We start from the raw sequence: 14,566 nt of genomic DNA on the forward strand, positions 1-14,566 counted from the left end.
CACGCCTAGCCCTGAATGTCCGCTCCTGAAGATTCGCAAACCGAAGCTACCGGTCTGCTCTCAGCCCATTTTGGTCATTCCACGAGCCTGCGGCGCGCGCTCGAGACGGCAGTGCTAGATAAGTCTCTGAACCGATGATCGCTTCACTCATTGTCTTTAGGTTCGCCAGACCATACGAGATCATACGAAGGATATGGGTTTGGCGAACCAGCAACTAACGCATTGATTTTCTGTGCTAAAATCTGTCCCTCGACGACTAACATAATCCTTATTCGCCAATAGGTTACGAAGCAGTTCGCCGAAGTCGATTCGAGAAGCCGATCCAGCCACTCGTCCATCCCTTTTGTCTTCTGCGGAATGGCAGTTTTGCGCCGCCGTCGGCTGTTGAAGTCAGCTTGTGCACCACTTAAAGTTGGCTTTCGCAGCGCGGCCACCTTCGGCCCGATGATCAATCGCGCTTCGAAGACCTGAACACGATAAGTCCACATTCCTTCAGATGCGGAGAGCGTGCGGTCGCGCCGCACTCGGCGACGAAAGTGTCGCCCCCGCATGACGAAGAAGGTTCTCTTGCTCCGTCTCGGCGAACATGTGGCCGCGGGTCGGTGCGAGGCAAACCGATCTCGACCATGAGATCGCGCTCAAGGGGCAGCCGGTCGCTCATACGGCCAGTTGCGCAAAAGTGAGCAGATTTTTCCGCAACCAATTTGATCTGCCTTGACACCGGTTGCAATACCAATTTCATATTGGTTTTAGCAACGCAGAGATTGGTTGCGCGTAATTGCTGGAGGCAGCGAGCCAATGAGTGTGACTGACAGCAAGGGATATAGAATCGTTTCGAGGAGATGCGTTGCGGACGGCGGCGTCACCGACGGCAGCGGCAGCGATAGTCACATCCGCCAAGCAGCAATTAACGAACTCGCGCAAACGTCGGACAACAGGGCCCAGCCCGGCGTTGAGAAGATGCAAGCTGAATGGGACCGAGCACGCCATGACACGCCCCCGGTTCTCGAGGTCCATGAACTCAGCAAGGCTTTCGGCGCAGTCAGGATCCTCAACGACGTCACTTTCCAGATGGCGGAGGGCGAGGTCGTCTCCCTTGTTGGCGCGTCCGGCTCGGGAAAGAGCACGCTCTTGCGCTGCATAAACTTTCTGGAGACACCGACCTCAGGGAGGATCGAGGTGATGGGCGACGCGATCTCCATCACCTCCAATCGACCGGGCAAGAGCGAAATCACCAACGCCGCGAAGATCCCTCTCTTTCGCAAGCGAACTGGCATGGTGTTCCAGAACTTCAATCTCTGGCCGCACCGCACTGTGATCGGCAACGTGACGGAGGCGCTCGCCTACGTGCTCGGGAAGGCAAAGCGGGAGGCCGAAGATATGGCGCTTTTGGCGCTTTCCAAGGTGGGGATGGCCGAGTTTCGCGATCGCTATCCCAGTCAGCTTTCAGGCGGTCAACAGCAGCGCGTGGCGATCGCGCGGGTGCTGGCGATGCGACCAAAGATCATGCTTTTTGACGAGCCCACCTCCGCGCTCGATCCGGAACTCGTAGGCGAGGTGCTGAAGGTGATCCGCACGCTTGCTGAGGAGGGTGCGACCATCCTTCTCGTCACCCATGAAATGCGGTTTGCGCGCGACGTGTCGAACCGAATGATATTCCTGCGCGAAGGTATCCTTGAGCAGGACGATGCGCCGGAAGAGTTGTTTCGCAACCCCGCCTCGGAGGCGGTGAAACGGTTTCTCTCCAGTGTCATGCCAGCCGCCGCGTGAACGCGGTTATCTTCACTAGAACAAAGAAAAAAGGGGTAACACTCGTGCTTTCAGTTCAAATGTTTCGTTCGATTCTCGTATCAGGTTTCATGCTCGCCGCCGCAGCCGGTGCCGTGCGCGCCGAGGAAGGCGTCCTACGCGTCGGCACGGAAGGCGACGCGCCGTTGTTCAGCATGGCCGACGCAAACGGAAACGTCACCGGCTTCGATGCCGACGTCGCCAACGGCATCTGCACCGAACTCAAGATGAATTGCAAATTCGTGGTGCAGGCTTTCAGCTCGCTGGTTCCCTCCATGGATAGCGACCGCTTCGACGTGATCATTTCCGGCCTTGGCATCACTGCCGAGCGCCAGAAGAAGATCGACTACTCCATCCCGTACGCAACCACGCCACTCTATTTCGTGGTCCCCAAAGACTCTCCTCTTGCCGGGCTCAAGAGTCTCGAGGAGATCGAAAAGGCGCTCGCCGGAAAGAGTGTCGGCGTCGTGACAGGCACGACCTATGCCAAATTCATCGGCAAGCGGGCGGCCAGCGCCGACCTCAAGACTTATGATGCCACCACTCAGCAGACCGCTGACCTTGCGGCTGGCCGCCTGGATGCCGCTTTCGGCGACTCCCCGACCTGGATGGATTTCCTCGCTACGCCGGACGGCGTCAACTTCACGAAGATCGATGTCAAGATTACTGCGATGAACGATCCTGAAACTCTCGGCCACGGCATGGGCGTCGGTTTGCGCAAGGGCAATGCCGAACTCAAGGCCAAGGTAGATGCCGCGCTCTGCAACATGATCAATGGAGGCAAGATCAAGGAGTCTTCCCTCAAGTGGTTCAAGGACGACTACACCATTCCTTGCAAGAAGTGATCCTCTCGCAACAACCGGCCGTCGCAGTCGGCGACGGCCCGACGGATGTCGTCCATGTTTGAAACTCTCTGGTCGCTGATTGTGGAGCAGGGCTGGGGGCTCGCTTTGCTGCGTGGCGCCCTCGTCACGATCTGCATCGGTCTGGTCGGCATGGTGATCGGGTTGATCGCAGCCGTCCCGTTTGCCATCGCGCGCTGGCAGCGAATCCCGGTGCTGTCCCAGATGGTCGATGTCTACAGCATCGTCGTCCGCGGCGTGCCGGGCCTTCTTGTGATCTATCTCCTGTTCTTCGGCTCTGTCGACTGGGTGCAGAAGGTCGCCGTCGTCTTCGGCTACCGAGACATAGCTGAAACTGCCTACCCGTCCATCATCGGCATCCTCGCCATCGCGACCATTTCCTGCGCCTATTCGATCGAGGTGATGCGCGGCGCTTTGGAAACCGTTCCCAAAGGCCTTCTTGAAGCCGCGAAATCTCTGGCGTTGCCTCCATCGGTCGCCTTTCTCAGAATCACGTTGCCACTCGCGTTGAGACTTGCTCTCGGCGGGATCAACAATGTCTGGCAGATGACGATCAAGGATACTTCGCTCGTTTCCATCGTCGGCATGCAGGAACTCATGCGTATGGCGGCTATCGCCGCCGGCATCACGCGCTCGCCACTTCTCTTTTACTGCATCGCAGCTTCTCTGTTCTTCGCCATGACGGCAGTCAGCCAGACCCTGTTCGGCCTGGCTGAGCGCCATACCAATCGCGGCTTCAGCGGAGGTTAGAATGGATTTCACCATTGTTGCCTATGCGATCCCGTTCCTTCTCACCGGCGCAAAGACCACGCTCCTGATCTCGGTGTTCGGCGTGGGCTTAGGACTGCCATTCGGCATCCTGCTGGCGCTCGCCCGCACATCGCCCAATCGCTTGGTTTGCAAGGCGGCCGACGCCTATTGCTCTGTCTTTCGCGGCACGCCCATGCTGGTGCAGATATTCGTGATTTACTACGGACTGGGGCAGGTCGGGTTCCTTCGCTCCAACCCGGTGATTTGGTGGCTTATCGGCGACGGCTTGCACGCAGCCATTCTCGCGGTCTTGTTGAACACCGGCGCCTACACAGCCGAAATCTTTCGCACGGCCTTCCTCTCCCTGCCGCGCGGGCTAGTCGAGGCGGCGGAAGCCTGCGGCATGTCGCCTTGGATTATCTTGCGCCGGATCAAGTTCCCGTTGGCCTTGCGACAAGCGCTGCCGTCCTACAGCAGTGAGGTTGCCATTATCGTCAAGGAATCCAGCCTCGCCTCAACCATCGCTGTGCTCGAAATCACCGGTTGGGCCAAACGCCTGATGAGCGAAACCTTCGCCATTATGGACATTTTCATCATCACTTCCGTCTTCTACCTCACCCTCAATGTCGTCGGACTGACCGCCTTGAAGCTTTTGGAACGGCAACTTTGGTTCGAACGGCGTCCAACCCGCAGAAAGGCCGCATCCCCATGTCCAAGTTGACGTTCATCGACCAGAATGTTCTTCCGCGCCCACGCAAAGGGCAGCCTCTGCCCGACCGCCTTGTGGAGGGCGATCCACGTTTTCTGAGCTGGAATATCGCCCAGACCGCAGACGGCGCCGTGAAGGCAGGGGTCTGGGAGGTCACGCCCGGCGCCTATCGTTCGATCAAGGGCGAGACTTTCGAGTTCTGCTACATCCTTTCAGGTGTCTCCGAACTCATTGAGGATGGCTGCGAGCCGCGCCGCATCGCGGCTGGCGATGCTTTCGTCATGCATCCGGGCTTCACCGGCATATGGCGCGCCATCGAAACCACGCGCAAACTCTGGGTCTCACGTGATTGACCGATAGTGCTTGCCCGCGCTTGTCCGACCAAAAGCTGTAGGTTCCCATGACCGCCGTTTCCGCTGGCGCCTTCAAATCCACGCCCTATTGGTGGGACGATTGCACCTTCTCTCCTCTCACAGTCCACCCCGTCGTCCCCAAATGCGACGTGGCGGTCGTTGGGGGAGGCTATGCAGGACTTTCGGCGGCCATCGAGCTTGCTCGTGCCGGTCGCAGTGTCCAGCTTTTTGATCGCCAGGCGCTGGGGCAGGCGGCTTCCAGTCGTAACGGCGGCATGGCGAGCGGGAGCATTCGACCTGGGCGCAAGGAGTTGATCAGAAGATTCGGCGAGGCCCGCGCCACCGAGATCCTGATGGAGGGAAAGGCCGCGCGGGAAGACCTATGGACCTTTCTGAAGGAGGAGAAGGTGGACTGTGACTTCCATCTCTCCGGCCTCTTCGTCGGTGCGATCAACGCGGATGAATGCGACGAACTCAGCCGCTCCGCCGATCTACTGCGGCGCTTCTTAGGCATCGAGGCTCATCCTGTCGCCCGATTGGACGTGCCGACCTATATCGTGACGGATTTCTACACGGGTGGATTCGTGCGGATGGATACCGGTGGCCTGCATCCGGCCAAGCTGCTTGCGGGTATTCTAAGGGTGGCGACGGCAACCGGGGCGGTGATCCATGAGAACACAGCCGTTACGGCGACGATCGCCGAGGCCGGCGGGGTCCGTGTGAGAACGTCGCGTGGCGACGTTTTCGCCAGGAAGGTGCTGATCTGCACGGATGCCTACACGGACGGCTTCGATCCTTGGCTGCGCCGTCGTATTGTGCCGGTACGCAGCCGCATCATCGCTACTGAGCCATTGGCCGAAGGGGCGATGGATCGGTTGATGCCGAAGCGCATGATGTATGGCGACATGCGCCAGCTCAGCTATTACTATCGCCCCTCGGCGGACGGATCGCGCATCCTCTTTGGCGGCAGGGATGGCACCACGGCGGGAGGCGCGCTGGCGCCGACCACCCATCTGCGCAGCGAACTTGGCAGGATTTTCCCCGAACTGGTGGGCATTGGCCTGACGCATAGTTGGTTTGGCCAGGTCGCGATGCATCGCGACATGGTGCCACGGATTTTCACCTCGGGCGATACGGTTTACGCCACCGGGTTCTGCGGCTCCGGAGTGGTCTGGGCCCGCTGGCTGGGCAAGAAGGCTGCCTTCAAGATCCTCGGCGAAGCCGAAAAGGCGCAGTCCGCCTTCGATTTCGACCCCGCGCCGAAGGCCGTACCGTTTTACCGAGGCAAGCCGTGGTTCATCCCGCTTGTCTATTCCCTTTACGAATGGCGGGATAAGCGCGCGATGCGGCGCCGACGGACCGAGTGAAAGCACCGATGACCTTGATCTTCTTTTGGTCTGCGGCGGGCTCAGTATTGTTGGCGATGCCCACTTAGCCCATTGTCTCTGATCCGAGAATGTTGGCCCTCGCGGTCAAGATATGGTTATGCATTCTTTGTTCGGCCTGCCCACCATCCCGGTCAGTGATCGCCTGTAAGATCGCGCGATGATGAGCCGTATACTCCTGCATACGCTGTTTCGTCAGAGACTGCTCTTTCATGCGCCCCCAAAGCCGCCCCGCCCGAAGCGAGTGAATACCTTCGTAGAGCGAGGCCAGCAATCCGTTGCGGGCCGCCGACACTACTAATTGATGGAATGCAGCGTCCCAACGCTCGAACTCCGCCAGCGTCGCGGCGGTACTGCCATGCTGGATGACCTTCTGCATCTCTTCGGTTTCATAGGGCGTCGCCCGCAACGCCGCGAGCGCAGCCACCTTCGGCTCGATGATTAATCGTGCTTCGAAGACCTCAGCGGGATAAGTCCACAATTCCTTCCGGGAGGCATTCTGTGCGCGATACGGAGCGCTTGCGGTTGCGCCCCGCTCGGCGACGAAAGTGCCACGCCCCACATGACGAAGAAGGCGCCCCTCTTGCTCCAACTCGGTCAGCATGCGCCGCAGGGCCGTGCGGGGCAAACCGAGCTTGACTGCTAGATCGCGCTCAGGTGGCAGCCGGTCGCCTGGCTGCAATCCTTCCGCCTCAATGAAATCCCTCAAAACAACGGTCATGCGACCACTCCAGAACGCGGCAGATTTCTCCACAACCAATTTGATCTATCTTGACACCGGTTGCAATACCAATTTCATAATGGTTCCAGCAGTCCACAGATTGGTTGCATATGTTTCTAAAGCCGCGAGAGGATCAGTGTGACTCAGACAGCAAGGGATATCGAATGCGCGGATGTTGCGGCTATCGTTGCAAGCGCTCCTGTAGAGCTGCTGGTGGGTGGCAAATGGACAGGTGCAACCGGCAGCAATCGGTTTGATGTCGCCGATCCATCCAATGGGCGCACGATCGCATCTGTCGCAGACGGCGCAGTCACCGACGGAATCCGGGCGATCGATGCTGCGGAGGCCTCTGCGACGATGTGGAGGCAAACAGCCTCACGCCGGCGATCGGACATCCTGATGCGCTGCCACCAGCTCATGCTCGATCGTGCCGAATGGCTGGCGCAACTGATATCTCTGGAGAACGGCAAGGCACTCCCGGACGCTCGCGGCGAGGTAACCTATGCCGCAGAGTTTTTCCGTTGGTACGCTGAGGAAGGGGTGCGCACTCTCGGCGACATAGGCTACGCGCCGGGCGGTGCAAATCGAATCCTGGTTCAATACCAGCCGATTGGCATTGCCGTTCTCGTCACGCCCTGGAATTTCCCCGCTGCCATGGCGACCCGCAAGATCGCCCCGGCGCTTGCGGCGGGTTGCACGTGCGTACTAAAGCCGGCGGCTGAGACCCCGCTGACCGCGTTGGCGATCGGCGCGATCCTCATGGAAGCTGGTCTGCCCGAAGGTGTCGTCAACATCGTGACGACCACGGCCGCGGGGCCTGTGGTGAGCGCGATGCTGCGCGACAGTCGGGTGCGTAAACTATCTTTCACGGGTTCGACCGCCGTTGGGCGCATCCTCCTGCGCGAGGCCGCCAACCGGGTCATCAGTTGTTCGATGGAACTCGGTGGCAACGCTCCTTTCATCGTGTTCGATGATGCGGATCTCGAGGATGCCGTCGCCGGCGCCATGGTCGCCAAGATGCGCAACGGCGGAGAAGCCTGCACTGCGGCGAATCGCTTCTATGTGCAGCGCGGCATCTACGACGGTTTTGTCCGCCGGCTTACCGAGCAAATGTCGTCACTTTCAGTGGGGCCGGGTCTCCAAGCGACGACCCAGCTCGGGCCGCTTATTACAGCAACCGCGGTGGAGAAGGTCGATCGCCTACTGAAGGATGCCGTTGCCCGTGGGGCGCGGATCGAAACGGGCGGTAAACCGGGGTCTGGCGAGGGCTTCTTCTATCCTCCCACAGTCCTAGCTGACGTATCTCCCGAGTCCGATATTGCGAAGGAAGAGATCTTTGGGCCGGTCGCAGCGGTCACGCCCTTCGATACGGAAGACGAGGCTGTACGGCTAGCGAACGACACAGAGTATGGACTCATATCGTACGTCTTCAGTGGTGATCTCAGGCGCGCCCTGAGCGTTGCCGAACGCATCGAAAGTGGGATGGTCGGCATCAATCGTGGCGTAGTCTCGGATCCGGCAGCGCCGTTTGGCGGGATGAAGCAGAGCGGGCTCGGCCGGGAGGGAGGGCAACACGGCCTGCTTGAATATCTCCAGCCCAAATACATCGCGACCAACTGGTAACGACATGACCAGACCCCGCAACCGGGATCGAAAACAGCCGGCACTGCGCTCACATATGGCAAAATTTGCGAGCAAAAAAGGCCCAAAAATTCCGCCCGATGACAGAAAAACTGCAAGGGGGAGAAAATTGTCCAGGCGACGGCTCAGACATGGGAACTGCCAAGTCGGGAACTATATATGGGATTTGGCGAACGAGCGATCGAGCTAGGTCTTTCACGATCGGCGTGTCGGGCCGGAGTCCGTGTACGTCAAATCGATCTCGTATGCATGAAGCGAGTGTAATTCTAGCTGCTCACGAGATTGGCCGGTGAGGAGAGTCGTCTTGATTTGAAACCGGCTTCGACACTAAGCGAACAGGCGCTGCCCATGACGAAATAAACGAACGTGCCACCGGTTTTCCAATCGGACTGTCGGTGGGAATGTAGTCGGAAACGTCTTCACTGCCATGACAAGCAAGGGAGGATTTGCAAAATGGCTCCAATCAACCGTTCTTTCTCGCGCCGCCGGTTCCTGGGCAGCAGCGCCATGGCCATCACGGCCGGTGCACTGGGCATGCCGTTCGTGCGAACGGCGCGCGCCCAAGCCGCGACCTTCAAGGCGGGCGTGATCACCTCGCTCTCGGGCGAAAACATTCTTGGCGGCAACCTGACCAAACAGGGCTATGACCTTTGGGCGGATGTGATCAACGCCAAGGGCGGCGTAGAGGTAGCTGGTGACCGCTTCAAGGTCGAGATGTTCTACGGCGACGACCAGAGCAGCCCGGCGACCGGTGCAGACGCCGCCGAGCGGCTGATCGTGCAAAACGGGGTCGACGTGCTGTTCGGTCCCTACACCAGCGGCTCGACTATCGCCGTACAGCCGATCTGTCAGAAGTATCAGGTCCCGATGATCTCCGGTTCGGCCGAATCGCCCAATGTCTGGAAGGCTAAGCCTGAGTTCAATTTCGGCATCATTCCGGCGGTGGACACGACTTCGGGCCTGTCGTTAGGGGTGCTGGCGAAGCTTTCTAATCCCGCCGCCAAGACCGTGGCTGTGGTCAGCGTCAACGAGCCGTTCTCGAAGGAAACGGGCGAAGGTTTTCGCGACGGCGCCAAGGCCGCTGGCCTTGAACTGGCCACCTACGAACTGGTGCCGCCGGAAGGGGACCTCACGCCGGTCATCTCCAAGATCGCCGCGCTTGATCCGGACATCGTCGCGGTCGGCGGCCATGAGGAGGTACTGATCAACGTGGTCAAGACCTCGAAGTCTCTGAACTACCGGCCGAAGGCGCTGATCATGCACTACGGCATCACCAATCCCGCCTTCGCCCAGGCGCTCGGGGCCGATGCCGACGGCACGACGGGTGTGGTGGTATGGCTGCCCACCGTGTCCTACAAGGACGACCTATTCGGCACGGCCAAGGACTTCGCCCAGATGGCGCAGAAGAAACTGGGAGGCGAGCCGGACTATACGGCGGCGGCTTGCGCGGCCAGCGGTCTGGTACTGGGCGATGCGCTGAAGCGCTTGGGCAAGAAGCCCGCGCTGACGCAGGAGGACCGGGTGGCGTTGAAGGATGCCATCGCCGAAACAGACATCCAGACTTTCTACGGGCCAATCAAGTTCGAGAAGGACGGCCCGCATTACCACGACAACATCCAGCCTGTGCCGGTCCTGGTCCAGATCCAGGGTGGAAAGACCGTCGCGGTCGGCCCGAAGGAGGCTGCAGCGGCCGACTACATCTACCCACTGCCGGCTTGGAAATAGGCGTGCCTGGCAGCTGCGGGCGGTTTCGTCGCCCGCATCTGCCGGTGGCTGAGGCACCGATCGCGCATAGCTGTGAAACGATGGACCGTTCCGCTTCGCCCGTCGGGGCTTGCCAGAATATCCGCCTTCCCGTTCCTTGACGAAAAACGGATGCCGCCTTGGATCTTTTTCTCCAGACCTTGCTGAATGGCCTTCTGATCGGAGGTGTCATCGCCACATTTACCGTCGCCTTCCAGCTCGCCTTCGGCGTGTTGCACGTCATCGACTTCGCGGTCGGCGGCTGGGTAGTGTTGGGCGGCTACCTCGGCTACTATATCACCGCCTGGCTCGGGCTCGACGGCTTTCTCGCGATCCCGCTGGCTTTCGTCCTTTTCGGCGCCCTCGGCTATCTGATCGGCCCGGTCCTTTACAACGTTCGCAACAGCCGCACAGCGCGACCGGAGTTGATGGCGCTGGCGCTCAGCTTCGGCTTGTTCACGTTATTGCGCGGCGGCATGCTGACCGCATGGGGCTTCAACACCCGCAATGTCACTACCGCGCTGAGCGGCGAAAGCCTGGCGATCGGCCCGGTCACGGTTCCGTTGATCCGGGTTGTGGCAGCAGTATTCGCCGCGGCAATCGCCGGCGGGCTCTTCCTGTTTCTCTATCGTACGCGCTACGGACTGGCGATCCGTGCGACTGCCGAGAACCGGCACAATGCCGCGCTGATGGGCGTCAACATCGGACGGCTGAGCGCCAATGTCTATGGGCTCTACGCCGGCATCACCGCCATGGCCGGTGTCCTGATGGGGGCGATCTATTCGGTCAACCCGGAGGTCGGTTTGCGCTACACGCTGTTTGCCTTCTTCGTAGCGGTGCTTGCCGGTCTAGGTTCAGTCGAGGGGGCGCTGGTGGCGGCGCTTCTGCTAGGCGTTGTCGAAGCTTTTGTCTCGACCTATGTCGGTGCCAGCTATTCGCTGCTGGCGATCTTCACCACGCTGTTTTTAGTTCTTTTGATATCCCCGCGTGGGATCCTGCGGCGGGGGCTCTGATATGGCGCTGCTACCGGCCAACCCGCAATGGCGAAGCCTCGTTCTCCTCGCCATCATCATCGTCGTGCTAGGCGTCCTGCCCTGGACGGTTAACAATTACTGGCTGCGCATTGCGACCGGCGCACTCATGTGGGCGGGGCTCGCTTGCTCATGGAATATGCTGGGCGGATATGCCGGCTACATCAATTTCGGCCAGTCGGCCTTTTTCGGGCTCGGCGCCTATGTGACCGCGTTCCTGATGAGCGATCCCTTCGGGCTGGCTTTCCCGGTTACTATTCCCGCCGGCATGGTGGTGACCGCATTGTGCGCGGTCATCATCGGCGCACCGACACTGAGGCTGCGCGGCGCCTACTTCGCCATCGCCACCTGGGCCTTTGCCGAGGTGCTGATCCAGTTCTCTTCGGCGATGGACTTCACGGGCGGCATCGGTGGTATCGGACTGCCCCCGTATCTCAACGAACGCTTCTTCTATTTCGCCATGTTCGGTGCCGCCGCACTGACGTACCTCCTCACCTGGGCGCTATTCGAGCGTTCTCGCTTTGGGCTGAAGGTGAAGGCGCTCCGCGACCACGAGCCAGCGGCAGAGGCGATGGGCATCAACACGGCCCTGGTCAAGCTGCAGACATTCGTGCTCAGCGCTGTCACTGCATCCGTCTTCGGCGCCATCTTCGCTTACTGGGTCACCTTCATCAATCCGAAGTCCGTTTTCGGCGGCGACATCACTGACCAGATGGTGGTGATGGTGCTGTTGGGCGGCCTCGGCACACTGTGGGGACCGGCCATCGGTGGTGTCGCGCTATTCGGGGTGAACCGGCTTATTTGGATGTATTGGGGCGACACCGCCTTCTACATCGCTATCCTCGGCACCGCTATCGTCCTGGTGGTGCTTTTTCTGCCGAACGGCATCGCCGGCCTGTTCGAAAGGCGTAAGCAAAACGCGCTGGACAAGGTCCTGGACAAGCTGGTCGGCAGCGGTGAGGGAGGGCACCCATGAGCGGCGGGATGCAGCCGGCAGCCGATCCGATCCTAAGCGTGCGCGGGCTGTTCAAGCATTTCGGCGGCATCAAGGCCGCCAACGGCGTCGAGCTGGCGGTCGGGCGGCACGAGATCGCCGGACTCATCGGCCCCAATGGCTGCGGAAAATCGACGCTGTTCAGCCTCGTCTCCGGCGCGGTGATGCCGGACAAGGGCGAGATCTGCTTCGACGGCCGTGCCGTCGGCGGAATGAGCGCGCATAGAATCGCCCGGCTGGGCCTCGCCCGTACCTTCCAGATCCCGGCGCTGTTCGACAATATGACAGTGACAGAGAACCTTCTTGCAGCGGCGGCGGAAGGTCACTGGCGGGGCGCAAGCGAGCGCGCGGCCGAGACGCTTTCCCTCCTTAAGCTCGAACATGTCGCCGACAACCGCGCCTCGGACCTGTCCGGCGGTCAGCAGAAGCTGCTGGAATTTGGCCGCGCCGTCGTGCGGCAGGCATCGCTGATCCTGCTCGACGAGGTAACGGCAGGAGTCCACCCCAACATCCGCAAGATCATCCTGGAAGCCATTGCCCGGCTACGCGAACAGGGCGTGTCCTTCCTCGTCATTGAACATGACATGGAGATGGTTCGCAACGTCTGCGACCGGATCATCGTCATGGATTCGGGGCGGGTGGTAACCAGCGGCGCCTTCGAGGACATCGTGCGCAATTCTGAAGTCATGCAGACCTATCTGGGGCACCCGCAATGAGCACGCTGGCCTCCGAGAACATCGTCACCGGCTACGGCAAACAGGAGATCGTCCATGGCATCTCGCTGATTGCCGAGCTCGGGAAGATCACTTGCATTTTCGGCCCGAACGGCTGCGGCAAATCCACCTTGCTAAAGGCCATCGCCGGGGCGCTGCCGGTGTGGAGCGGAGCCGCCCGCCTTGGCGAGACCGTGCTATCCAATCTGCCCGTGCACGAGGTGGTACGGCAGGGGCTGGTGCTGATGCCGCAGGGGGGCGGCGTGTTCCCGCGCCTGACGGTGATGGAGAATCTGCGCATGGGTGGTTACGCTATCGCCGATAAGCGGCTGGTGGAAACGCGCATTGAGACTTTGATCGACCAGTATCCGTCGCTGGCCCGGCGGCGCAAAACGGCGGCCGGCGCGTTGTCGGGCGGCGAGCAGGCGATGCTGTCGCTGGCTCGCGCGCTTGTTTCGGAGCCGCGCTTTATCCTGCTCGACGAGCCTTCCGCCGGCCTGTCGCCGGCCATGGTGATCGAGACGCTGGAGCGCATCACGACGCTGACGAAGCAAGGCATCGGCATATTGATGGTCGAGCAGAACATCCGCGAAGCCATGCCGATCGCAGACAAACTCTACATCTTGGCCGCCGGCTCTAAACGCTTTGAGGGCAGCCCGCAAGACGTGCGCGACGACCGGCAAATCATGGACATCTACATGGGCGGAGCCTGAAGTCTCGAAGCTGACGTCTTCTTTCCAGTCGTCTACGAACGCGCGTCGGACGATCATCGCAGCGCCTTTCAAAACAAACGGCGAGGTGTAGTCGCGAGACGGTGTAATCGAACGCGTCGAGATGCCGAACGGTGAGAAGTTTGCCCGGAATTTCTCTCCTCAGTTCAGCCCCTATATCGTCCAGGTGTCGCCCGCGTCGTCCTCGCCGACGCTGACCGCGCTCGGCCGCGACGGCAAGACCAACGGCATCTTCTTCCGCACCATCACCTCCGATGCGCTGCAAGGCGTGGCCGCCGCCAAATACGCCATCGACAAGGGCTTTAAGAAGCTCTCGATCATCCACGTCAACAACGACTTCGGCGTCAACATGGTGGCCGAGTTCTCGCGCGCCTATAAGGCGCTCGGCGGCACTATCGTCTCCGATACGCCCTACAACGAGAAGCAGTCGAGCTATGCCTCGGAAGTCACGGCGGCGATGGCGGGCGAACCGGACGGGCTCTATCTCGTCAGCACGCCGGTCGACGGCGCCACGGTTGCCCGCACTTGGATATCGCAGGGCGGCGTGCAGAAGTTCCTGCTCAATGACGGCATGAACAGCCCCGATTTCATCGACTCCGTCGGCGCCGACTATCTCAAGGATGCCTACGGCACCTCTTCCGGCACCAGCCCGACCGCTTCGACCGACTATTTCAACAAGAACTACAAGGAATTCTCCGGCATCGAGCCGTCGAACCCGGCCGCCGATCGTTCCTATGACGCTGGCGCCATCGTCGGGCTGGCGATCGCCATCGCCGGCTCCGGAGATCCGGCCAAGATCAAGGACGCCATGTACAAGGCGGTCGATCCGGCAGGCACGCCGATCTATGCGGGCAAGCAGGAATTCGCCAAGGCGCTCGGCCTGATTAAGGACGGCAAGCCGATCCGCTATGAAGGCGTCATCGGTCCGGTCTCCTTCGACAAGTTTGGCGACATCACCGGCCCGTTCCGTCTGTGGAAGATCGTCGACGGCAAGGTGACGACGGACGGCGAGATGACCACCGACGACGTCAACGCATTGCAAGCGAAGTTGAACAAATGAAGGGTGGACACGCGGATGGACCCGGATTGCTGATCCGCGGTCCATCCGCCCGGGATAAGTTGAGGGGACCGCTTAGCGCCCCAT

The 14,566-nt window shown here is 60.5% G+C and carries 14 protein-coding genes and 1 pseudogene; 13 read left to right on the forward strand and 2 right to left on the reverse strand.

Features of this window, described 5'->3' with window-relative positions:
- Positions 1–143 precede the first annotated feature (143 nt).
- Complete coding sequence (locus F3H96_RS24910; protein ID WP_149804337.1) at positions 144–488, reverse strand: hypothetical protein; 345 nt, start codon at positions 486–488, stop codon at positions 144–146.
- Positions 489–960: 472 nt separating this feature from the next.
- Here F3H96_RS24910 and F3H96_RS24915 point away from each other — a divergent pair, with 472 nt between their 5' ends.
- From F3H96_RS24915 to F3H96_RS24940, 6 genes are all read left to right on the forward strand, one after another.
- The gene (locus tag F3H96_RS24915) at positions 961–1,770 is read left to right on the forward strand and encodes an amino acid ABC transporter ATP-binding protein (RefSeq protein WP_149804352.1); all 810 of its coding nucleotides are present in this window, start codon (positions 961–963) and stop codon (positions 1,768–1,770) included.
- Positions 1,771–1,859: 89 nt separating this feature from the next.
- The gene (locus F3H96_RS24920) at positions 1,860–2,633 is read left to right on the forward strand and encodes a transporter substrate-binding domain-containing protein (RefSeq protein WP_244620140.1); all 774 of its coding nucleotides are present in this window, start codon (positions 1,860–1,862) and stop codon (positions 2,631–2,633) included.
- 54 nt (positions 2,634–2,687) lie between these two features.
- Entirely contained in the window at positions 2,688–3,401 is a 714-nt protein-coding gene (locus F3H96_RS24925) for an ABC transporter permease subunit (RefSeq protein ID WP_149804338.1), read from the forward strand.
- Position 3,402: 1 nt separating this feature from the next.
- Positions 3,403–4,122 (forward strand): ABC transporter permease subunit, encoded by a 720-nt coding sequence (locus tag F3H96_RS24930; RefSeq protein WP_149804339.1) that lies wholly within the window; start codon positions 3,403–3,405, stop codon positions 4,120–4,122.
- On the forward strand, positions 4,110–4,463 hold the full coding sequence (locus F3H96_RS24935) for a cupin domain-containing protein (protein WP_149804340.1): 354 nt from the start codon (positions 4,110–4,112) through the stop codon (positions 4,461–4,463). Before F3H96_RS24930 ends, F3H96_RS24935 begins: the two co-directional genes overlap by 13 nt.
- A 47-nt stretch (positions 4,464–4,510) precedes the next feature.
- A complete protein-coding gene (locus tag F3H96_RS24940; protein ID WP_149804341.1) occupies positions 4,511–5,830 on the forward strand; it encodes an FAD-binding oxidoreductase in 1,320 nt (439 codons plus the stop codon).
- A 64-nt stretch (positions 5,831–5,894) separates the two neighbouring features.
- On the opposite strand, the gene F3H96_RS24945 is transcribed toward F3H96_RS24940, so the two are convergent.
- Positions 5,895–6,569 carry an FCD domain-containing protein gene (locus F3H96_RS24945; RefSeq protein ID WP_149804342.1) on the reverse strand — a complete coding sequence of 225 codons (675 nt, stop codon included), beginning with the start codon at positions 6,567–6,569 and terminating at the stop codon, positions 5,895–5,897.
- 138 nt (positions 6,570–6,707) lie between these two features.
- Here F3H96_RS24945 and F3H96_RS24950 point away from each other — a divergent pair, with 138 nt between their 5' ends.
- The 7 genes and pseudogenes from F3H96_RS24950 to F3H96_RS24980 all read left to right on the forward strand — a co-directional run.
- Positions 6,708–8,192 carry an NAD-dependent succinate-semialdehyde dehydrogenase gene (locus tag F3H96_RS24950; protein ID WP_149804343.1) on the forward strand — a complete coding sequence of 495 codons (1,485 nt, stop codon included), beginning with the start codon at positions 6,708–6,710 and terminating at the stop codon, positions 8,190–8,192.
- 471 nt (positions 8,193–8,663) lie between these two features.
- Entirely contained in the window at positions 8,664–9,935 is a 1,272-nt protein-coding gene (locus F3H96_RS24955) for an amino acid ABC transporter substrate-binding protein (protein WP_149804344.1), read from the forward strand.
- Between the two features lie 158 nt (positions 9,936–10,093).
- Positions 10,094–10,966 (forward strand): branched-chain amino acid ABC transporter permease, encoded by an 873-nt coding sequence (locus tag F3H96_RS24960; protein WP_149804345.1) that lies wholly within the window; start codon positions 10,094–10,096, stop codon positions 10,964–10,966.
- Positions 10,941–11,960: a branched-chain amino acid ABC transporter permease gene (locus F3H96_RS24965; protein ID WP_210248171.1), complete on the forward strand. Its 1,020-nt coding sequence runs from the start codon at positions 10,941–10,943 to the stop codon at positions 11,958–11,960. Before F3H96_RS24960 ends, F3H96_RS24965 begins: the two co-directional genes overlap by 26 nt.
- On the forward strand, positions 11,957–12,694 hold the full coding sequence (locus tag F3H96_RS24970) for an ABC transporter ATP-binding protein (RefSeq protein ID WP_149804346.1): 738 nt from the start codon (positions 11,957–11,959) through the stop codon (positions 12,692–12,694). Before F3H96_RS24965 ends, F3H96_RS24970 begins: the two co-directional genes overlap by 4 nt.
- On the forward strand, positions 12,691–13,404 hold the full coding sequence (locus F3H96_RS24975; protein WP_149804347.1) for an ABC transporter ATP-binding protein: 714 nt from the start codon (positions 12,691–12,693) through the stop codon (positions 13,402–13,404). The genes F3H96_RS24970 and F3H96_RS24975 overlap by 4 nt, the downstream gene beginning before the upstream one ends.
- Before the next feature lie 175 nt (positions 13,405–13,579).
- A pseudogene (locus F3H96_RS24980) lies at positions 13,580–14,482 on the forward strand (ABC transporter substrate-binding protein); the annotation flags it as partial.
- Between the last annotated feature and the right edge of the window lie 84 nt (positions 14,483–14,566).

The organism is Mesorhizobium sp. NFR06 (assembly GCF_900115245.1).
GTDB lineage: Bacteria > Pseudomonadota > Alphaproteobacteria > Rhizobiales > Rhizobiaceae > Mesorhizobium.